This is a genomic window from Sphingomonas sp. R-74633 (assembly GCF_013416555.1).
Taxonomy (GTDB): Bacteria; Pseudomonadota; Alphaproteobacteria; order Sphingomonadales; family Sphingomonadaceae; genus Sphingomonas.
On record NZ_JACCFG010000003.1, the window covers coordinates 238,577 to 257,673 of the forward strand.

Genomic DNA, 19,097 nt, shown 5'->3' on the forward strand with positions numbered 1-19,097 from the left:
AGGCGGTCAGAGCGTGTAGCCCGGCGGCTTGAACAGCAGTTCGGGCCAGGCAACGATCTCGCGGCGGTAGAATTGCGGCCAGTCGTCCATCGCGACGTCCTCGATCGAAACCGAGATGCTGTCCGCCGGCGATCCGATCGTCGCGGTCAGTGCTTCGGCGAACGCATCGGCCAGTCTTTGCTTATCGGCATCGGACCTTCCGGAGGCGAGATGCAGCGCGACGTGCGGCATCAGTCCTGCTTCGCCGGGCCGGCGAGATATTCGGCGTCGGCCACATGCTCGAACCACTCGACCATCTTGCCGTCCAGTGCTTCCTGGATCGCGATATGCGTCATTGCAGTGGTGGGGCTGGCGCCGTGCCAGTGGCGATGGCCGGGCGGGCACCAGATCGCGTCGCCGGGGCGGATTTCGACTACGGCCTCCCCTTCGCACTGGGTCCAGCCCATGCCCGAGGTGACGATCAGCGTCTGGCCGAGAGGATGGCTATGCCAGGCGGTGCGCGCGCCAGGCTCGAAGGTGACGGTGGCCACTCCGTAATGCGGATCGGGCGCGATCGTCAGCGGATCGATGCGCACCGATCCGGTGAACCATTCCGCCGGTCCCTTTTGCGAAGGCTGCGAGCCGCTGCGGTTGAGTTTCATGACGGGTTTCTCCTGTGAGATGGACTGGGCGCTGGTCGGCCCGGCGAGCAGCGCGAGCGCGGCGAGCGCCAGCCTCATCGGCCGACGACTGCCTGCAGCTGCGCGGGATAGCGCTCGCCTTCGACCTGGATCTCGGCGAGCGCGGCGGCGATCTCGGTCAGGTCGGCGGTGCCGAGCGCAAGATCCGCGGCCCCGAGATTCTCCTCGAGCCGGTGGAGCTTGGTGGTGCCCGGAATCGGCACGATCCACGGGCGCTGGGCAAGGATCCAGGCGAGCGCGACCTGCGCCGGCGTGCCCTGCTTCGCCGCGCCGATGCGCTTGAGCAGGTCGACCAGTGCCTGGTTCTTCGCCAGCGCCTCGGGGGTGAAGCGCGGCAGCTTGGCACGGAAATCGCCTTCGCCAAACGCCGTGTCCTGGGTCATCGCGCCGGTGAGGAAGCCACGGCCGAGCGGGCTGTACGGCACCAGACCGATGCCGAGCTCCTCGCATACCGCGAGGATGCCGTTGGTCTCCACGCCGCGCGTCCACAGCGAATATTCGTTCTGGATCGCAGTGACCGGCTGGACCGCATGCGCGCGGCGCACCGTTTCGGCACCCGGCTCGGACAGGCCGAAATGCTTGACCTTGCCCTCGGCAATCAGGTCTTTGACCGCGCCGGCGACATCTTCGATCGGCACCGCGGGGTCGACGCGGTGCTGGTAGAACAGGTCGATCTGATCGATGCCCAGCCGCTGGAGCGAGGCATCGGCAACCGCGCGGATATGCTCGGGCCGGCTGTTCAGGCCGGACTGCTGCACGCCGCCTTCGATGTTGAACCCGAATTTGGTGGCAATCACCACCTGATCGCGCACTGGGCGCAGCGCCTCGCCGACCAGCTTCTCATTGCTGAACGGGCCATAGACTTCGGCGGTGTCGAAAAAGGTCACCCCGCGCTCGACCGCAGCGCGGAGCAGGCTGTTGGCCTCGGCCGGGCTCAACTGCGTGCCATAGGCATGGTCGAGTCCCATGCAGCCATAACCGATGGCCGAAACCTCGAGGCCGCTGCCGAGAGTGCGCTTCTGCATGTTCATGTCTTCCTGAGATTGGGGTGCCCCGTACCCAGCAGAGATAGGCCGGATCGGCCCCGCGATTAGGGGCTGCAATCTGAACGGGTTTATGAGTATTTCTCATCAATGAACCGTCAGGACTTGGCCGACCTTGCCGCCTTTGTCGCGGTGGCGCGCGAGCGCAGCTTCACTCGCGCGGCGGCACAACTGGGCGTGACGCCCTCCGCGCTCAGCCATTGCATGCGCGGGCTTGAGGAGCGGCTGGGGGTACGACTGCTGAATCGCACCACCCGCAGCGTGACGCCGACCGAGGCAGGCGAGCGGATGCTGCGCTCGGTGGCTTTCCATCTCGACGAGATCGATACGCACGTCACTGCGCTCAACGACCTGCGCGAACGACCCGCGGGCAATATCCGCATCACCGCCGACGAATTCTCGCTCCAGACCGTGCTCTGGCCGCGGCTGCGCGGCGTGCTGGCGCAGTATCCGGACATCAAGGTGGAGATCGAGACCGACTATAAGCTGGTCGACATCGTCGCCGAGCGCTTCGACGCCGGTGTGCGGCTGGGCGACATCATCGACAAGGACATGATCGCGGTGCCGATCAGCCCGCCGATGCGGATGCTCGCGGTGGCGACGCCTGCCTATTTCGCGCAGGCAGGACGCCCGCGCACGCCGCAGGAGCTGGCCGGGCATCGCTGCATCAATCTGCGCCTGCCGACGCTGCGCGGCCTTTACGCCTGGGAGTTCGAGCGGGCCGGCCGGGCGCAGCGCGTGCGGGTGGAGGGGCAGCTGACCTTCAACAGCATCTTCCATATCCGCGAGGCGGCGCTGGCGGGGTTCGGGATCGGCTATCTGATGGAGAGCCTGGTACAGGGCGATCTCGACAGCGGCGCGCTCGAGACGGTGCTCGACGACTGGTCGCCGCCCTTTTCGGGCTATCACCTCTATTATCCGAGCCGGCGCCAGCCGACGCCGGCGTTCGCGGCGATCGTCGAGGCGCTGCGCTACCGCGCCTAGTCGATATAGGTCACCAGCCGGGCGAGCGCGCCGCCGGGCCGCTGGACCATCTCGAAATGCCCGCCCAGCTGGCCGGCAAGCGTGGCGGCGATGTGCAGGCCAAGGCTGGCGTGGCGAGTCAGCTCGAAATCGTCGCGCAGGCCCGCGCCATTGTCCTCGATCTCGATGACCAGGCCCGGCTCGAGCTTGGTACAGCGGATCGCGATGCTGCCCTCCTCACGATCGGCAAAGCCATGCTCGATTGCGTTGGCCACCGCCTCGGCAACGATCAGCGCCACCGGCACCGCGGCATCGGCGCCGAGACGGAGCGCGTCGGGGTCCTCGATCCCGAAGGCGACCGGCTTGCCATTGGCTTCGATCACGCTGGTTATCAGCGGCTCGAACAGCTCGCGCACGCCCTGCGCCTCGCCGTTCGGACGATAAAGCTGGCGGCTGATCCGCCCGATCGTTGCAATCCGGCGCACCGCCTCGTCGAGCGCGTGCTGGGCGCCGGCATCGCCGACATGGCGCTTCTGGAGCGCGAGCAGCCCGGCGGCGACCTGGAGGTTGTTCGACACGCGGTGCTGGAGTTCGTGGAACAGCAAGGTGCGGGTCTCGGCCAGCCGGTGGTTATGCTCGCGCTGCTCGATCAGCCGCGCGGTGGTCGTCTGCATCCAGTGGAACAGCAGCAGGATCAGCACATCGGCCATGACGTAGAGGAACACCGACGGCGCGGTGCCCGGCAGCGGCGCGGCCATTGGATCATGGACGAAGAATATCCAGCCCAATATCCCGCCGAGCACCGCCGCGAGCAGCCCGGCGCGCACGCCGAGCAGGAAGGCCGTGACGATCACCGCGGGAAAGAAGGTCGCATAGGGCAGGCCCGGCGGCAGATGCGGGCCGAGCACGAAGCGGCCGAGCAGCGCGGCGCCGGTGATCGCCAGCGTCAGGACGAGCTGCAACCATGGCTTGCCCTGGAGAAACGGCAGCGTCTCCAGCCAGCGAATATCGCCATGGGCCATTTCCATATGCCCGCACCCCCCGCCTATCCCGATGATAGCGCACCCTCACGCTTGGCACGCTGATCCAAGGCAGGACAATGCGGGTATTTTCCCAGACAGGCCTAGGAAAAAGCCGACAAAAAGGGGCGCCCAGCTGGCGGACGCCCCTCTTTTTTCACCGGATTCTGGATGACACCGGTTGCTCAGAAGCGGATGCCGACACCGCCCGCGACATGGCGGCGCTGCAGGTTGATGCCGTAGAAATCGCCATAATCGGCGTAGCTGCCCTCGAGAAAGGCATAGGCCTTCTTGCCGATGCCCATTTCGAAGCCGATCGCGCCCTGGACGCCGCCCTTGCTCTCCGAGTCCGTCACGCTGCCGGCCTTGGCTTCGAGCGTGATGCTGGCATAGCCGGCCTTCAGATAGACGAGCGACTTGCTGCCGACGACGAAGCCGAGACGGCCGCCGGCGCTGAGATTGCCAGTCTCGTTCAGGCAGACGGCGCCGTCGCACAGCGAAACGCTCGAGAATTCGTAATTGGCATAAGGGCCGACGACGACCTTGTTGCCGGCGCGGATGTCGACACCGACTTCGCCGCCATAGGAGACGGCGCTGCCGATCTTCCAGATGCTGCCGCTGCCGTCGCTGATCGTCGGCGTCTCATAGCCGAGACGTGCCTCGATGCGCGGGCCGGCAAAGTCATGCGCGGGCTCCGCGTCCTGCGCGAAGGCCGAGACGGGCGCGAGCAGGAGCGTGGCAGCCGCAGCCGCGAAAAACTTGGTCATGGAAGTCCCCCTTGAAAATCTTGAAATATTATAAGCACTAGCGCCGCACTCCTCTTGGGGAAGCGCGGTCGTTGGCGCATAGAAACGACTTTTCCGGGGGTCCAGTGGATTTTCGATCCAGATTGAACCGAAAAGAAAAAGGGGCCCGGTTTCCCGGACCCCCAATTCTCTAGCCAGACTGGCGGACGATCAGTCGTCGCCGCCGGTCAGGAACGCCGGCAGGCCGATATTCTCGCCGCCTTCGTCCTTCGACTCCGAACGCTCGCGGCGCGGGCCACGGTCGCCGGTGCGGGGACCGCGATCGCCACCTTCGCTGCGCGGGCCACGATCACCGCCGCCTTCGCGACGCGGACCACGGTCCCGATCGCCGCCACGGCCGCCGCCACCGTCGCGACGACGGTCGCCACGATCGCCGCGGTCGCCACGATCACCGCGCGGCTCGCGCGGTTCGCGGGCCGGACGGGTGTCTTCCAGCTCTTCGCCGGTCTCCTGATCGACGACGCGCATCGACAGGCGAACCTTGCCGCGCGGATCGATCTCGAGGACCTTGACCTTGACTTCCTGGCCTTCGGTCAGGGCGTCCGAGACCTTCTCGACGCGCTCGTTCTTGATCTCCGAGACGTGGACGAGACCGTCCTTGCCGCCCATGAAGTTCACGAACGCACCGAAGTCGACGAGGTTGACGACCTTGCCGTTGTAGATCTTGCCGACCTCGGCCTCTTCGACGATGCCCTTGATCCAGACGATCGCGGCTTCGATCTGCGAGACGTCCGACGACGAAACCTTGATCACGCCCTCGTCGTCGATGTCGACCTTGGCGCCGGTGGTGGCGACGATCTCGCGGATCACCTTGCCGCCGGTGCCGATGACGTCACGGATCTTCGACTTGTCGATCGTGAAGGTCTCGATACGCGGAGCATGCGCGGAGAGCTCGGTGCGGGCTTCGCCCAGCGCCTTGTTCATCTCGCCGAGGATGTGCGCACGACCGGCCTTGGCCTGGTTGAGCGCCGCCTCGAAGATCTCCTTGGTGATGCCGGCGATCTTGATGTCCATCTGCATCGTGGTGATGCCCTCGGACGTGCCGGCGACCTTGAAGTCCATGTCGCCGAGGTGATCTTCGTCACCCAGGATGTCCGACAGGATCGCATAGTCCTTGCCTTCGAGGATCAGGCCCATCGCGATGCCCGAAACCGGGCGCTTGATCGGCACGCCGGCGTCCATCATCGCGAGCGAACCGCCGCAGACCGACGCCATCGACGACGAGCCGTTCGACTCGGTGATGTCGCTGGTCAGGCGGATCGTGTAGGGGAACTCTTCCTTGGTCGGCAGCACCGGGTGCAGCGCGCGCCATGCCAGCTTGCCGTGACCGACTTCGCGGCGGCCAGGCGCACCGAAGCGGCCCACTTCGCCGACCGAATAGGGCGGGAAGTTATAGTGCAGCATGAAGTGCTGGTACGAGAGACCGCCCAGGCCGTCGATCATCTGCTCCGCATCGCGGGTGCCCAACGTTGCCGTGGCAATCGTCTGGGTCTCGCCACGGGTGAACAGCGCCGAGCCGTGCGCGCGCGGCAGGAAGTGCGTCTCTGCCTCGATCGGACGGATCTGCGTGGTCGTGCGGCCGTCGATGCGCTTGCCGTCCTTGAGGATGGCGGTGCGGACGATCTCGGCTTCGAGCTTCTTGGTCAGCTTGATGCCGGCCATGACTTCCTGCGGGCTCAGGCCGTCCTCGGCGAACTTCGCCTTGGCCTTGGCACGCGCCTCGTTGAGCGCGTTCGAGCGGGCCGACTTGTCGGTCAGCTTGTAGGCCGCGGCAATGTCCTTGCCGATCAGCTTCTTCAGCTTGTCCTTGATCGCGGCATTGTCGTTCGACGACGCGATTTCCCACGGATCCTTGGCAGCCTGCTCGGCGAGCTTGACGATCGCCTTGACGATCTCGCGGCACGCATCGTGCGCGAACAGCACGGCGCCGAGCATGATCTCTTCCGAAAGCTCCTTGGCTTCCGATTCGACCATCATCACGGCGTCATAGGTAGCGGCGACGACGAGATCGAGCTCGCCCTCGGCAACCTGTGCGTCGGTCGGGTTCAGGATGTACTCGCCGTTGACATAGCCGACGCGCGCCGCGCCGATCGGGCCCATGAAGGGCACGCCCGAGATGGTGAGCGCTGCCGAAGCGGCGACCATCGCGAGGATGTCGGGCTCGTTCTCGCCGTCATAGCTCAGCACCTGAGCGATGGCGTTGATCTCGTTGTAGAAGCCCTCGGGGAACAGCGGGCGGATCGGGCGGTCGATGAGACGCGAGACCAGGGTCTCCTTCTCGGTGGCGCCGCGCTCGCGCTTGAAGAAGCCGCCCGGGATACGGCCGGCAGCCGAGAACTTTTCCTGGTAGTGGACGGTCAGCGGGAAGAAGTCCTGGCCTTCCTTCACGCTCTTGGCGGCAGTCACCGCGCAGAGAACCACGGTTTCACCGAGCGTCGCGATCACCGCGCCGTCGGCCTGACGGGCAACCTTGCCCGTTTCGAGAGTCAGCGTTTTGCCGCCCCACTCGATCGATACAGTCTTCTTGTCGAACATTGGATTTCCTTCACTCCCGCTGCCCGATGCAGCGGGGGCCTATGAGTGTGAGCCTTTTTGGGCTCCGCGGGATCGGCCGGATTGCCGCTCCCCTTCGCCTCCCCATGGGAGGCACCCGGCCGCACTAGCGAGCCGGGATGACAAAAAGGCGACCCTAAGGCCGCCTTTCCGGTTACTTGCGAAGACCGAGCTTCGCGATCAGGTCGGTGTAGCGACCCTCGTCCTTCTTCTTCAGATAGTCGAGGAGGCTACGGCGCTTGTTGACCAGCATGAGCAGGCCGCGGCGCGAATGGTTGTCCTTGGCATGCGTCTTGAAGTGCTCGGTGAGGTTCGAGATGCGCTCCGAGAGGATCGCAACCTGCACTTCGGGGCTGCCGGTGTCGGTGCCGCCGCGAGCATGTTCCTTGATGAGCGCTTCCTTGCGCTCTGCAGTGATCGACATATGCTTTCCTTCGACATCGCTTACAGATTGAAGCCACGGACGACCCGGATTTCACCGGATAGAGCCTCTACCAGCGCGATCGGAGTTTCCCCCAGGCACGCGAAATATTGGCCGTCTTCCTTGGCAATCCCGGCCAGAACCTGCCCCTGTCGGAGCAGCCCTGCCTGGTCGGGGGTGAGGGATAGAGCCGGGATGTCGTCCAGCCCCGCCCTCAATGGCAGGAGGAGGTGTTCAAGGGAGCGCGCCTTAGCGGCTTCGTCCAGTTTGTCCAGCGAAATCGCGGAATCGAGGGTGAACGGCCCGGCCTTCACCCGGCGCAGCATCGTGACATGGCCGACGGTGCCGAGCGCCTGCGCGATGTCGCGCGCGAGGCTGCGGATATAGGTGCCCTTGGAGACATGGGCGCGCAGGGTGGCGAAGTGCTTCCCGTTCTCACTCCACGACGACAGATAGTCCAGTTCGTGAATGGTGACGCGACGCGTGGCGAGCACTACCTCCTCGCCGGCCCGGGCGAGGTCATAGGCACGCTCCCCGTCGATCTTCAGCGCGGAATAAGCAGGCGGCACCTGATCGATCTCGCCGATGAAGTCGACGAGCACATCCTCGACGTCGGCACCATCGACCAGGACATCGGACGTCGCAATCACCTTGCCTTCGAGATCGAGCGTGTCGGTCTCCACGCCAAACCCGATCGTGAAATCATAGACCTTGTCGCTGTCGAGCATCCGCCCGGCGAGCTTGGTCGCCTCGCCGATCGCGATCGGCAGCACGCCAGTCGCCAGCGGATCGAGCGTGCCGCCATGCCCGACCTTGAACTTGCCGTATTTGCCGTCGCGCAGCGCGCGCTTGACGGCGCTCACGCCTTGCGTCGAGCCGAGGCCCAAAGGTTTGTCGAGGATGATCCAGCCATGCATCGCCGCGCCCTAGCCGAGGCGCGGGACAAAGTCAGGCCTTGGTCTTCTTCGCCTTTTTCGGCTTTTCGGGCGGCGGGCCGCTATGGACAATGCTGGAGATGGTGCAGCGCTCGCCGCCGGCGAAGATCGTGTCGCCGCGGTCGATCCGCGATGCGCCCGGGAAGGTCTTGAAGCCGACGCCGAACGCCCAGGGCAGCTCGTTGCAGCGCCCGAAAAAGGTCAGATAATACCAGTTGCGCCGGCTGTCCTCGATATAGACGCCCTCGCCATTGTCGGTCGCCTCGAAGGTGCGCACGTCGCTGCGCGTCAGGAACGGGATTGTCGCCTGCTCGCCCGATTTGGGCCCGGGTGTGGGGCCGGCCTTCTGCGCCGAGGCGGCGGTGGCGACGAACAAAGCGGGCAGCGCGAGGGCAAGCGCAGTCTTGCGAAACATGGGGCTTCTCCTGTGCACTCTCGACCCCGTGCCTAGCATAGTCAGGCTGTACGCTGCATGAAGTGGCGGCGGCACAGGGCGACATAGCGTTCATTGCCGCCCACCTCGCGCTGCTCGCCCTCGCGCACGGCATTGCCCGCATCATCGACGCGCAGGTTCATCGTCGCCTTGCGCCCGCATTCGCACACCGACTTGATCTCGACGAGCGAGTCGGCAAGCGCGAGCAGCTCGGCCGAACCGGGGAAGAGCGCGCCCTGGAAATCGGTGCGCAGGCCATAGCAGAGCACCGGGATGCCCACTTCGTCGGCGAGGTGCGCGAGCTGGCGGACCTGGGTGGCCGAGAGGAATTGCGACTCGTCGACCAGCACGCAGGCGAGCGGCGCTTCGTAGTGCGCGTCCTCGGCGATGCGGCGCAGGTCGGTGCTTTCCTCGAAGGGGATCGCGCTGACGCTGATGCCGAGCCGCGAATCGATGACGCCCTTGCCGCCCCGGTCATGGATGCCGGCGGTGAACAGCAAGGTGCGCATGCCGCGCTCGCGATAGTTGAAATCGGCCTGGAGCAGCGTGGTCGATTTGCCCGCATTCATCGAGGCATAGTAGAAATAGAGCTTGGCCATATCGGCGGCATAGTGACTTGCCGTGCGCAACGTAAGCCCGCACCATCCGGCGCATGCCCATGCTGCTCCTCGCCCTCGCCGCGGCATCGCCGCTCCCGCAACAGCTCAGTGACGGCGACGCGATCGTCGCGATCGCCTGGGAACGCCGGCTGAAGGACAATGTCCCGGCGGAAAATGCCTGTGTCAAAGCCGATGGCGAAACGGTGGCGGACGATATCCGCAAGCCCGGACTGATGTTCCGCGACATGATCGCCAAGGACGACGATAATCAGCGGCCGAATCCCGCGCGTCTTCGCCGCATCGCCAAAGGCGAAGGCACGACGCTCGCGTTCGACCTGAAGCGCCTGGAGCTACCGTCGGAGTCTCCGGCCTGCAAATATCATTATTTCGTGGCGGCGCCGGTGAAGCTTGGCGACTATGCCTATGTCCATGTCGGCATGATCTGCGGCGGCCTGTGCGGGCACGGCGAGATTTTGCTGCTCGAACGCCGCGACGGCGCATGGCGCGTTGTCGAGCCGGTCGTGGAATGGGATAGCTGATCCAAGGTCCCGCGCATGCGCGGGCAGGAGATCAGGCGCCTTTTTCGGTCTCGTCGCCCAGGTCCTGCGCCACCTTGGGATCGCGCAGCAGCTTGTCGATATGGCTGCCCTCGTCGAAGCTCTCGTCCACCAGGAATTTGAGCTTGGCGGCGTATTTCATCTTCACGCGGGCGGCGACTTCGCGCTGGAGATAGGCGGTGTTGGTCCGGAGCGCCTTGAGCACCACCGGCTCGTCCTTGCCGAGCAGCGGCTTCACGAACACCGTGGCGTGGCGCAGATCGGGCGACATGCGCACTTCGGTGACCGAGACCAGGTGCTTGGCCAGCACATCATCATGCACCTCGCCGCGCTGGAGGATCTCGCTCAGGATGTGACGCACCTGCTCGCCGACGCGCAGCAGGCGGACCGAACGTTCCTCGGTAGTGGTCGTGACCTTCATTTCTCACCCCGGCGCGCCATTGCGCCCTGCATCACGCGGCCCGTAAAGGTGCCGCGGGCGACCAGATTGTCGCCTTCATCGAACAATTCCGCCTCGGTAACCGCGATCGTCTTGCCCAGGCTTACCACCCGCGCCTTGCCGGTGAAGCGCCCGGGCAGTGCCGGCTTCAGGCATACGACATGATAGTCGATCGTCGGCGCATAGACCGCGCCCTCGGTAGAGGCGAAGAGCACCGGCCCCTGCGTGTCGTCGAGCATGGCGCCGAGAATGCCACCCTGCACCGTGCCCGCCGGGTTGAGAAACCGGTCATCGATCGTGAAGCCGATCGCGATCGTCTTGGCCGCGACATCGACCGCCAGCACTTCCCAGCCCATCAGCCGGGCCGAGGAGGGCACCGGGAAGTCGTCGAAGATCGATGCCGTTCCCAATGCCGCTCCTCAATGCCTCAGAGCGTGCGCTCGCGCATCTCGACTTCGAAGGTTTCGAGATAGTCGCCCGCCTTGATGTCGGTGAAGTTCTGGCTGAACGTCACACCGCACTCCAGGCCCGCGCGCACTTCGGGGACATCGTCCTTGAAGCGGCGAAGCGAAGCGATCTCGCCCTGGTAGATGATGACATCGTCCCGGGTGATACGCGCCTTGAGCGCCTTGCGGATCGCGCCTTCGGTGACGAGCAGACCGGCAGCCTTGCCGTGCTTGCCCGCGGAGAAGACTTCCTTGATCTCGGCGCGGCCGACGACGGTTTCGAAGGCTTCCGGACCAAGCTGGCCGGCCATGCCCGCGCGAATCTCGTCGGTCAGGTCGTAGATCACGTCATAATATTTGAACGCGACCTTGTTGCGCTCGGCGATCTCGCGCGCCTTGGCGTTCGGACGGACGTTGAAGCCGATGATCGGCGCACCGGCGGCCCCTGCGAGCGTCACGTCGCTCTCGGTGATGCCGCCAACACCCGCATGGAGCACGCGCGCCTTGATGTCGTCGGTGCTGATCTTGTTGATCGCCGCGACGATCGCCTCGACCGTGCCCTGGGTATCCGCCTTGACGACCAGCGGATATTCCATCGCCTGCTTTTCCTTGAGCGCCGAGAACATGCTCTCGAGGCTGGCCGGTGCATTGGTCGTGCGCTTCTGGAGCGCGACGCCCGAGCGATACTCGGCGACTTCGCGCGCACGCGCCTCGTTCTCGACGACCTGGAGCGGATCGCCCGCCATCGGCACGCCGGAGAGACCGAGGATCTCGACCGGAACGGCCGGGCCGGCTTCCTTGACCTGCTGGCCCTTGTCATTGACCAGCGCGCGGACCTTGCCGCTCTCGGCGCCGACGACGAACACGTCGCCGACCTTGAGCGTGCCGCGGTTGACCAGGACGGTCGCGACCGGGCCGCGGCCCTTGTCGAGCTTCGCCTCGATCACGGTGCCTTCGGCCTCGCGGTCCGGATTGGCCTTGAGGTCGAGCAGTTCGGCCTGGATCTGGATCTTGGCGATCAGGTCATCGAGGCCGATCTTCTTGAGCGCGGAGACTTCGACGTCCTGGGTGTCGCCACCCATTTCCTCGACCACCACTTCATGCTCGAGCAGACGCTCGCGCACGCGCTGCGGGTTGGCGCTGTCGAGGTCGACCTTGTTGATCGCCACGATCATCGGCACGCCGGCCGCCTTGGTGTGATTGATCGCCTCGATCGTCTGCGGCATCAGGCCGTCATTCGCAGCCACGACGAGCACGACGATGTCGGTGATGTCGGCACCGCGGGCGCGCATCTGGGTGAATGCCTCATGGCCCGGCGTGTCGAGGAAGGTGATCTTCGACTTGTCCTTCAGCGTGACCTGATAGGCGCCGATATGCTGGGTGATGCCGCCGGCCTCGCCCTTCACCACATCGGTGCCGCGCAGGGCATCGAGCAGCGAGGTCTTGCCGTGGTCGACGTGACCCATGATCGTCACCACCGGCGCGCGCGGCTGCAGCGTCTCGACGGCGTCGGCATCGGCCTCGACCAGATCGACGTCGCTCTCGCTGACGCGCTGCAGGTTATGGCCGAATTCGGTGACCAGCAGCTCGGCAGTGTCCTGGTCGATCGTCTGGGTGATCGTGACCGGCATGCCCATCTTGAACAGCGCCTTCACCAGGTCGCTGCCCTTTTCGGCCATACGATTGGCGAGCTCCTGCACCGTGATCGCCTCGGGGACGACAACGTCGCGGACCTGCTTCTCGCGGATCTGCGAGCCGCCGCCATAGCTACGGCGATGCTCCTTCTCCCGCGCGCGCTTCAGCGCGGCGAGCGAACGTGCACGCGCACCATCTTCGCCGCCCAGGGCGCGATTGACGGTGAGCTTGCCCGACTGGCGGCGATCGTCGCCCTTGCGGTCACGCTGCTGCGGACGCGCGGGCTCGGGGCCACGGCGCACCGGCGCACCGCCCGTCGGGGCGGGACGCGCAGCCGCGCCACCACCCGCCGGACGCGGGGCGGCCGAAGCGGGCGCGGACGAGGCCGCTTCCTGCTGCGGGGCCTGCGGCTCGGGCTTGGGCTGCGGCTTGGGGATTTCGGGGCGCTGCACCGGGGTGAACAGGCGCGGCGCGGGACGGCTCGGATCGAGCCCGAACGGGACCGGCGCCGGCGGCGGGGCCGGAGTCGGTGCGGGCTTGGGAGCCGGAGCCGGCGCAGGCGCCGCGGCAACGGGCGCTGCCGCTTCGACGGGCTTCTCGACCGTCTCGGCCTTGGGCTCGGGGGCCGGCGGCGCCTTGGCGGCTTCCGCCTCGGCACGTGCCTTTTCCTCGGCGCGGCGCGCTTCGGCCTCTACGGCCTCGGCGCGCTCACGCTCCTCGCGGCGGCGCGATTCCTCGTTCGCCTGCATGCGCTGCTCTTCGGCTTCGCGCAGCAAACGGGTCTGGCGCTCCTGCGCGGTCTCGTTCGAGACCGGCGGACGCGGCGCCGGGGCCGGCGCGGGCGCCGGCGCAGCTACGGGTGCGGGCGCGGCGACGGGCTCGGGAGCCTGTGCCTCTTCCTGCGGAGTGCCGTGCGGACCGAGGACCCGGCGGCGCTTCACTTCCACCACCACGGTGTTCGAGCGGCCATGGCTGAAGCTCTGCTTCACCTTGCCCGTCTCGACAGTGCGCTTCAGCCCCAGCGGCGCGCGCATGCCCAGTTTCGGCTTATCGTTATCGGTGTCGCTCATGCGGCTGCCTAAAGTCCTTCAGTCTGTCGTTCGTCTACGGACGCTTCCGACGGAAGCGCCGATGCGCCTTGCGAAGCGGTTTCGCAAGGGCGAGGGGTGGAATCGGGTCCGATAAAGTGCAGCCACCGATCGAGCGCTTCGCTCGTCCGGGCCGCTGCTTTGGCGTCGGTCAGGCCGGCATGTACCACATTTTCGCGGCCCAGCGCCAAGGACAATATGGTGCGCGGGATGGGCAATGTTAAGCCCTGAAGCCCGCTGCCTTCCTGATCGCGCCCGACGCGCCAGGCCTGGGCGAGCTTGCGCGCCCCGTCCTCGCCCGCGTCGCTCGCATGGAGCAGCAAGTGGAGCCGGCCGCTGCGGGCCGCCTCCTGGATACGGTCGCCGCCGATCGCGACATTGCCCGCCTTGAACTCGAGGCCGAGCCGATCGAGCACATTGCGCTGCAACTGCTCGGCGATCCGCGCACCCAGATCCTCGGGGATGCGGATGTCGGTGGTCTTGAAGGCCCGCGACAGCGCGCCCTTCAATTTCTTGCCGCTGGCTTCCAGCTCGGCGCGAGTCACGCCGATCCAGGCGCCGCGGCCCGGCGCCTTGGCGCGGACATCGGGCCACACTTCGCCGTCGGGCGAGAGCGCGAGCCGGATCAGCCCGTCGCGCGGGGCCTCTTCGCGGCTGAGCACGCAAGTGCGGACGGGATCGCTCATGCGCGCCCCTCCCGCCCCGCGCTGCCGCGCGAGTGCCGAAAACCGGTAGTTAGCCGCGCCGTGTCATTGTGAGGAATCCGCATGCGCGTCTCCCTGCACCGGCGCGTTGCGGTCAGCGATCAGTTGCCCCCCCGCGCCGTAATTCTCCAAGCTGAGCTCGGTGATGTTGACCTGCACGGCACCCGCCGGCTTGCCCAGACGCGCGACCATCGAGGCCGTGACATCAGCGACGATGCCGGCCTTCTGCTCGCGGGTGGCCGGGCCGGCCAGACGGATGTCGATGAATGGCATCAGGCGTCGCCCTCCGCCGGCGCAGCAGCTGCCGCGTCGTCATCGGTGAACCAGTGCGCGCGGGCGGCCATGATGATCTCATTGCCCTGCTCGTCGCTGAGGCCGTACTCGGCGAGAATCCCGCCCTTGTCCTGCTCGCGCTTCGGCGCGTCCTCATTGCGGCGACGCGGCTCGGCGCGCTTCTTCTGCACCAGCTCGTCGGTCGCCAGGTCGGCGAGATCGTCGAGCGTCTTGATGCCCGCCTTGCCGAGCGTGACCAGCATCGCTTCGGTCATGTAAGGCATGGTGGCGAGGTCGTCCTCGACACCGAGGCTGCGGCGCAGCTGGCGATTGGCTTCCTCGCGGCGCTCCAGCGCTTCGCTGGCGCGGCTCTGCAGCTCCTGGCCGAGCTCCTCGTCGAACCCTTCGATCGACGCGATCTCGTCCAGCTCGACATAGGCGACTTCTTCGAGGCTGCTGAAGCCTTCGGCGACCAGCAACTGGGCCAGCGTCTCGTCAACGTCGAGCTCGTTCTGGAACAGCTCGCTGTTCGCGACGAACTCGGCCTGGCGCTTCTCGCTGGCGTCGGTCTCGGTGAGGATATCGATCGCCTTGGCGGTCAGCTGCGACGCCAGGCGCACATTCTGGCCGCGGCGGCCGATGGCGAGGCTGAGCTGATCGTCGGGAACGACGACTTCGATGCGGTCCTCTTCCTCGTCGATCACGACGCGGCTGACATTGGCCGGCTGCAGCGCGTTGACGACGAAGGTCGCGGTGTCGGGCGACCAGGGGATGATGTCGATCTTCTCGCCCTGCATCTCCTGCACGACGGCCTGGACGCGCGAACCCTTCATGCCGACGCAGGCGCCGACCGGATCGATCGAGCTGTCATGCGAGATGACGCCGATCTTGGCGCGCGAGCCCGGATCGCGGGCAGCGGCCTTGATCTCGATGATGCCGTCGTAGATTTCGGGCACTTCCTGCGCGAACAGCTTCTTCATGAACTCGGGATGCGCGCGGCTCAGGAAGATCTGCGGCCCGCGGTTCTCGCGGCGGACGTTGAGGATGATCGAGCGGACGCGATCGCCGACGCGAACGACTTCGCGCGGGATCTGCTGATCGCGGCGGATCACGCCTTCGGCGCGGCCCAGGTCAACGACCACATGGCCGAACTCGACACGCTTCACCACGCCGGTGATGATCTCGTTCTGGCGATCCTTGAACTCTTCGAACTGGCGCTCGCGCTCGGCGTCGCGGACCTTCTGGAAGATGATCTGCTTCGACGCCTGGGCCTGGATGCGGCCGAATTCGATCGGGGGCAGCGGATCGACGATATAGTCGCCGATCACGGCGCCCTTCTGCAGCTTCTGCGCCTGGGCGACATCGACCTGCTTGAAATAGTCATCGACCGCCTCGACCACTTCGACGACACGCCACAGGCGCAGATCGCCCGACTGCGGGTCGAGCTTGGCGCGGATGTCGTTCTCGATGCCGTAGCGGTTCTTCGCGGCACGCTGGATCGCGTCTTCCATCGCCTCGATGACGATGGCCTTGTCGATCAGCTTTTCCTTCGCGACCGAATCGGCGATGGCAAGCAGCTCGGCCTTGTTGGCGGAAATGGCGGTGGCCATCAGTTTTCTTCCTCTGCTTCGTATTCTTCGGCGCCCTCTGCGGAGAGCGGCACGGTTGCGGCAATGAGCTTGTCGGTCATCAGCAGCTTGGCGTCGGCGATGGCGCCGAACGGTACACTGACGGCCTTGTACTTGCGGACATCGATCGAAATCATGTCACCTTCGGCGCCGATCAGGTCGCCGGTGAGCTGCTTGCGCCCGTCCTCGAGCGGCTCGACCAGGTTGAGGCGCGCCTCATGGCCCTTCCAGTCCTCGTAATCCTGCGCGCGGGTCAGCGGCCGGTCGATGCCGGGCGAGCTGACCTCGAGACGATAGGCATAGTCGAACGGGTCCTTGCCCGCCTCTTCCAGCTTGTCGAACACATCGGAGATGCGGCGCGACAGGTCGGCGCAATCGTCGATGGTCAGCTGGCGGGTGTCGGGGCGCTCGGCCATCACCTGCAGCGTCGGATCGCTGGTGCCGCCGAACATCTTGACGCGCACCAGCGCGAGCCCGAGCGCTGCGGCTTCGGGTTCGATCAGCTTGGTGATGTCGGCAATATTCGCCACGCGGCACTCCGGGATTGGTCAAGCAGCTTCAGCGCCGGAGCCCTGCGGGCCCCGACCTCGGCATGTTTGACGATGTCGAGAAAGCACGTGCGATATACGCACTTGGCCGGGCGGCGGCAAGTCCCATCGGAAGCGGACCTTTTCCGCTCCCCGCCCCTTCCAATGTAGGATTTCGCGTGAGAGCGTGTGCGCGCTCTTTCTCATCGGGAATATGTTCGTACCGTGACGCCCTGCCGCTCCCCCGCGAAAACCGGGTCGGCGGGCCAGAGCGATTCGGATAAAAGCGGTTTACTCGGAACGGGAAATCGACGCGCCGGGCGGCGGCGCGTTTCGCCTCTCCTTACGTGTCGAGACTTTCGTGACTTTTCATACCCTTTTCGGGTAAATCCGCATCAGCTCGGATTATGCGCGTCGAGGAACCTGCCGACTCGCGCCAGGAAATCCGCTTCATTGGCCGGATCGCGCATCGTGTGATCCTCGCCCGCATATTCGACGAACTCGTGCGGCTTGCCCGCCCGGCTCAGCGCATCGTGCAGCCGCTCGGACTGATCGACGGGTACCGTCTGGTCCGCGGTGCCGTGCGCGATCAGGATCGGCATGGTCATTCCCGCCGCATAGGTGACCGGCGACAGCGCCTCGAGCGAGGCCGCCTTGCCCTGGATGCGGTGGCGCCAGGCGCGAAAGGCACGCTCGGCAAAGGTTTTGTGGTCGAAATCGAGCTGGGCGCGGACATCGGAGATGCCGGCATAGCTGATCGCACAGCGATAGGCCGGATTGTCGCGCGCCGCCGCCCACATCGCCGCATAGCCGCCGTACGAGGCACCCATGATGCAGACGCGCTTGGCATCGATCGTCCCGCGCTTCGCCAGCCAGGCAACGCCGTCATCGACATCGTCCTGCATGCCGCGACCCCATTCACCGTCGCCGCGCGCGATCATCGCGCGGCCGAAGCCGGTCGAGCCGCGATAATTGGGCTGGAGCACCGCATAGCCCTTGCCCGCCAGATACTGGACCCAGGGATCATAGTCCCAGCTGTCGCGCGCAAACGGGCCGCCATGCGGCATCACGATCAGCGGCAGATCGTGTGCGTCGCGCCCGGCGGGCAGCGTCAGATAGCCATCGATCTTAAGGCCATCGCGCGCCGCATAGCTGATCGTGGTGACCGCCGAGAGCGACTTGCCGTCCAGCGCGGGGTTGATCGCGGCGAATCGGTGGGCCTGGCCGTTCTCGACCAGATAATAGGTGCCGGGATCGCTCGCATTGGCGCTGTAGACCAGCAATCGGCTCTGGTCGTCGCTCGCCGAGATCACCCGGTTGGTCCGCCCGGGCAGCGCCGCGTCGAGCATCGCCTGGCGGGCGCGCATCGCGGGATCGAACCACAGCATCCGGTCGCGGTCGTCGGTATAGGCAACGCCGGCGGGCTTGCCGTCCGGGCCCAGCTCGAAGCCGTCGAGATCGGCCTTGTCGTTCTGATAGACCAGCGCGCCCAGGCGGCCCTTGCGGAAGTCATAGCCGTAGAGCGCGATTCGGCCCGAGGGCGCCTCGGCCAGCGCATAGCCCTGGTCGCTGCCCTGGACGGGGGCGAACTGGACCGAGTCGGGATCGGTATCGGCGGCGCCGTTGCTCGCCTTGGCGAACCGGTCGCCTTCGCCGCGGCGATAGACCAGCCAGGACTTGTCGTCCTTCTCGCCCATGCCGGCACGAACGACGCCGGCGCCGTCGACCACCCAGTCGCGGACATGCGGCTGCGCGGCGACGATCTGGCTGAAGCTGCCGGTGGCAAGGTCGACCCGCCAGATCGCCGGGGTGTCGTGACGGCGGTCGCGCGACTTGAGGAGCAGGAAGCCGGCCTTGCGGTCGATATGGACAAGCTCGTCGCCCGCCCCTGGCGCGCGTGCCGCGCCAAGCTGCGCGATATGGCCATTGGCGGGCGTGATCTCGACCAGCCGGGTGCGCGGCTGCTCGCCCTCGCGGATCAGGCTGGCGAGGAGACGGCCCGGCGCGAGCCAGAGATACCATTCGGCGCGCTCACCCGCCGGCAGCGCGACGGCACGGCCGCCGAGATCGGGACGCAGCGGATCGAACAGTGCCAGCGGTCCCTCCGGTCCGATCCGCGCCGCGATCGCAGCGCCGTCAGGCGAGAGTTCGGGCTCCTCGATCGCCGGGGCGGCGAGCAGGTCGGCAACGCTTGCCGGCGCACGGTCGGGATCCGCCCGGACCGGCGCCGAAGCCGCGAGAATAGCTGCCAGCGCGGCAGCACTTACCCAGTGAAGACCAGCCACAATAACCCCACCCGATTCCCGAGGGCGAGGATGAAGCGAGAAAGGAAGTTGCGCAATACCGTA

General features: G+C 66.3%; 20 protein-coding genes. 2 read left to right on the top strand and 18 right to left on the bottom strand.

What is annotated here, in order from left to right:
* Positions 1 to 6 precede the first annotated feature (6 nt).
* Genes HZY97_RS11290 through HZY97_RS11300 form a run of 3 tightly spaced genes read right to left on the bottom strand, consistent with a single transcriptional unit; the run spans position 7 to position 1,705 of the window.
* Positions 7 to 231 carry a tautomerase family protein gene (locus HZY97_RS11290; protein WP_180143606.1) on the bottom strand — a complete coding sequence of 75 codons (225 nt, stop codon included), beginning with the start codon at positions 229 to 231 and terminating at the stop codon, positions 7 to 9.
* Complete coding sequence (locus HZY97_RS11295; RefSeq protein ID WP_373684339.1) at positions 231 to 719, bottom strand: cupin domain-containing protein; 489 nt, start codon at positions 717 to 719, stop codon at positions 231 to 233. The genes HZY97_RS11290 and HZY97_RS11295 overlap by 1 nt, the downstream gene beginning before the upstream one ends.
* Complete coding sequence (locus HZY97_RS11300) at positions 716 to 1,705, bottom strand: aldo/keto reductase (protein WP_180143609.1); 990 nt, start codon at positions 1,703 to 1,705, stop codon at positions 716 to 718. The genes HZY97_RS11295 and HZY97_RS11300 overlap by 4 nt, the downstream gene beginning before the upstream one ends.
* A 108-nt stretch (positions 1,706 to 1,813) precedes the next feature.
* Between HZY97_RS11300 and HZY97_RS11305 the strand changes: the two genes are divergently transcribed.
* Positions 1,814 to 2,707: a LysR family transcriptional regulator gene (locus tag HZY97_RS11305; RefSeq protein ID WP_180143611.1), complete on the top strand. Its 894-nt coding sequence runs from the start codon at positions 1,814 to 1,816 to the stop codon at positions 2,705 to 2,707.
* On the opposite strand, the gene HZY97_RS11310 is transcribed toward HZY97_RS11305, so the two are convergent.
* The 7 genes from HZY97_RS11310 to HZY97_RS11340 form a co-directional block, all read right to left on the bottom strand.
* Positions 2,704 to 3,714, bottom strand: a complete 1,011-nt coding sequence (locus tag HZY97_RS11310; RefSeq protein ID WP_180143613.1) for a sensor histidine kinase — start codon at positions 3,712 to 3,714, stop codon at positions 2,704 to 2,706. The genes HZY97_RS11305 and HZY97_RS11310 overlap by 4 nt on opposite strands.
* 176 nt (positions 3,715 to 3,890) lie before the next feature.
* Positions 3,891 to 4,472 carry an outer membrane protein gene (locus HZY97_RS11315; RefSeq protein ID WP_180143615.1) on the bottom strand — a complete coding sequence of 194 codons (582 nt, stop codon included), beginning with the start codon at positions 4,470 to 4,472 and terminating at the stop codon, positions 3,891 to 3,893.
* A gap of 189 nt (positions 4,473 to 4,661) precedes the next feature.
* Positions 4,662 to 7,046, bottom strand: coding sequence for a polyribonucleotide nucleotidyltransferase (gene pnp, locus HZY97_RS11320; protein WP_180143617.1), 2,385 nt, complete (start codon positions 7,044 to 7,046; stop codon positions 4,662 to 4,664).
* 172 nt (positions 7,047 to 7,218) lie between these two features.
* On the bottom strand, positions 7,219 to 7,488 hold the full coding sequence (gene rpsO / locus HZY97_RS11325; RefSeq protein WP_180143619.1) for a 30S ribosomal protein S15: 270 nt from the start codon (positions 7,486 to 7,488) through the stop codon (positions 7,219 to 7,221).
* 20 nt (positions 7,489 to 7,508) lie between these two features.
* On the bottom strand, positions 7,509 to 8,402 hold the full coding sequence (gene truB, locus HZY97_RS11330) for a tRNA pseudouridine(55) synthase TruB (protein WP_180143621.1): 894 nt from the start codon (positions 8,400 to 8,402) through the stop codon (positions 7,509 to 7,511).
* Positions 8,403 to 8,433: 31 nt separating this feature from the next.
* Entirely contained in the window at positions 8,434 to 8,835 is a 402-nt protein-coding gene (locus tag HZY97_RS11335) for a DUF6491 family protein (RefSeq protein WP_180143623.1), read from the bottom strand.
* Positions 8,836 to 8,876: 41 nt separating this feature from the next.
* Positions 8,877 to 9,452 carry a thymidine kinase gene (locus HZY97_RS11340; protein ID WP_180143625.1) on the bottom strand — a complete coding sequence of 192 codons (576 nt, stop codon included), beginning with the start codon at positions 9,450 to 9,452 and terminating at the stop codon, positions 8,877 to 8,879.
* A 53-nt stretch (positions 9,453 to 9,505) separates the two neighbouring features.
* On the opposite strand from HZY97_RS11340, the gene HZY97_RS11345 reads away from it, so the two are divergent.
* Positions 9,506 to 9,991, top strand: a complete 486-nt coding sequence (locus tag HZY97_RS11345) for a hypothetical protein (RefSeq protein WP_180143627.1) — start codon at positions 9,506 to 9,508, stop codon at positions 9,989 to 9,991.
* A gap of 31 nt (positions 9,992 to 10,022) precedes the next feature.
* On the opposite strand, the gene rbfA is transcribed toward HZY97_RS11345, so the two are convergent.
* The 8 genes from rbfA to HZY97_RS20965 all read right to left on the bottom strand — a co-directional run bounded on the left by rbfA (position 10,023) and on the right by HZY97_RS20965 (position 19,034).
* Positions 10,023 to 10,430 (bottom strand): 30S ribosome-binding factor RbfA, encoded by a 408-nt coding sequence (gene rbfA, locus HZY97_RS11350; RefSeq protein WP_180143629.1) that lies wholly within the window; start codon positions 10,428 to 10,430, stop codon positions 10,023 to 10,025.
* Positions 10,427 to 10,858, bottom strand: a complete 432-nt coding sequence (locus tag HZY97_RS11355; RefSeq protein ID WP_218943019.1) for a PaaI family thioesterase — start codon at positions 10,856 to 10,858, stop codon at positions 10,427 to 10,429. The genes rbfA and HZY97_RS11355 overlap by 4 nt, the downstream gene beginning before the upstream one ends.
* Positions 10,859 to 10,875: 17 nt before the next feature.
* On the bottom strand, positions 10,876 to 13,599 hold the full coding sequence (gene infB, locus HZY97_RS11360; RefSeq protein ID WP_180143631.1) for a translation initiation factor IF-2: 2,724 nt from the start codon (positions 13,597 to 13,599) through the stop codon (positions 10,876 to 10,878).
* Between the two features lie 8 nt (positions 13,600 to 13,607).
* The gene (locus HZY97_RS11365) at positions 13,608 to 14,303 is read right to left on the bottom strand and encodes a DUF448 domain-containing protein (RefSeq protein WP_180143633.1); all 696 of its coding nucleotides are present in this window, start codon (positions 14,301 to 14,303) and stop codon (positions 13,608 to 13,610) included.
* Positions 14,304 to 14,366: 63 nt separating this feature from the next.
* Positions 14,367 to 14,594, bottom strand: coding sequence for a 4-oxalocrotonate tautomerase family protein (locus HZY97_RS11370; RefSeq protein WP_180143635.1), 228 nt, complete (start codon positions 14,592 to 14,594; stop codon positions 14,367 to 14,369).
* The gene (nusA, locus tag HZY97_RS11375) at positions 14,594 to 16,204 is read right to left on the bottom strand and encodes a transcription termination factor NusA (protein WP_180143636.1); all 1,611 of its coding nucleotides are present in this window, start codon (positions 16,202 to 16,204) and stop codon (positions 14,594 to 14,596) included. The genes HZY97_RS11370 and nusA overlap by 1 nt, the downstream gene beginning before the upstream one ends.
* On the bottom strand, positions 16,204 to 16,752 hold the full coding sequence (gene rimP, locus HZY97_RS11380; RefSeq protein ID WP_180143638.1) for a ribosome maturation protein RimP: 549 nt from the start codon (positions 16,750 to 16,752) through the stop codon (positions 16,204 to 16,206). The genes nusA and rimP overlap by 1 nt, the downstream gene beginning before the upstream one ends.
* 392 nt (positions 16,753 to 17,144) lie before the next feature.
* On the bottom strand, positions 17,145 to 19,034 hold the full coding sequence (locus HZY97_RS20965; protein ID WP_180143640.1) for a S9 family peptidase: 1,890 nt from the start codon (positions 19,032 to 19,034) through the stop codon (positions 17,145 to 17,147).
* Positions 19,035 to 19,097 lie beyond the last annotated feature (63 nt).

Excerpts from the sequence above, each read along its gene's own strand:
- HZY97_RS11290 (WP_180143606.1), bottom strand. The coding sequence starts at position 231 with ATGCCGCACGTCGCGCTGCATCTCGCCTCCGGAAGGTCCGATGCCGAT.
- HZY97_RS11295 (WP_373684339.1), bottom strand. The coding sequence starts at position 719 with ATGAGGCTGGCGCTCGCCGCGCTCGCGCTGCTCGCCGGGCCGACCAGC.
- HZY97_RS11300 (WP_180143609.1), bottom strand. The coding sequence starts at position 1,705 with ATGCAGAAGCGCACTCTCGGCAGCGGCCTCGAGGTTTCGGCCATCGGT.
- HZY97_RS11305 (WP_180143611.1), top strand. The coding sequence starts at position 1,814 with ATGAACCGTCAGGACTTGGCCGACCTTGCCGCCTTTGTCGCGGTGGCG.
- HZY97_RS11310 (WP_180143613.1), bottom strand. The coding sequence starts at position 3,714 with ATGGAAATGGCCCATGGCGATATTCGCTGGCTGGAGACGCTGCCGTTT.
- HZY97_RS11315 (WP_180143615.1), bottom strand. The coding sequence starts at position 4,472 with ATGACCAAGTTTTTCGCGGCTGCGGCTGCCACGCTCCTGCTCGCGCCC.
- pnp (WP_180143617.1), bottom strand. The coding sequence starts at position 7,046 with ATGTTCGACAAGAAGACTGTATCGATCGAGTGGGGCGGCAAAACGCTG.
- rpsO (WP_180143619.1), bottom strand. The coding sequence starts at position 7,488 with ATGTCGATCACTGCAGAGCGCAAGGAAGCGCTCATCAAGGAACATGCT.
- truB (WP_180143621.1), bottom strand. The coding sequence starts at position 8,402 with ATGCATGGCTGGATCATCCTCGACAAACCTTTGGGCCTCGGCTCGACG.
- HZY97_RS11335 (WP_180143623.1), bottom strand. The coding sequence starts at position 8,835 with ATGTTTCGCAAGACTGCGCTTGCCCTCGCGCTGCCCGCTTTGTTCGTC.
- HZY97_RS11340 (WP_180143625.1), bottom strand. The coding sequence starts at position 9,452 with ATGGCCAAGCTCTATTTCTACTATGCCTCGATGAATGCGGGCAAATCG.
- HZY97_RS11345 (WP_180143627.1), top strand. The coding sequence starts at position 9,506 with ATGCCCATGCTGCTCCTCGCCCTCGCCGCGGCATCGCCGCTCCCGCAA.
- rbfA (WP_180143629.1), bottom strand. The coding sequence starts at position 10,430 with ATGAAGGTCACGACCACTACCGAGGAACGTTCGGTCCGCCTGCTGCGC.
- infB (WP_180143631.1), bottom strand. The coding sequence starts at position 13,599 with ATGAGCGACACCGATAACGATAAGCCGAAACTGGGCATGCGCGCGCCG.
- HZY97_RS11365 (WP_180143633.1), bottom strand. The coding sequence starts at position 14,303 with ATGAGCGATCCCGTCCGCACTTGCGTGCTCAGCCGCGAAGAGGCCCCG.
- HZY97_RS11370 (WP_180143635.1), bottom strand. The coding sequence starts at position 14,594 with ATGCCATTCATCGACATCCGTCTGGCCGGCCCGGCCACCCGCGAGCAG.
- nusA (WP_180143636.1), bottom strand. The coding sequence starts at position 16,204 with ATGGCCACCGCCATTTCCGCCAACAAGGCCGAGCTGCTTGCCATCGCC.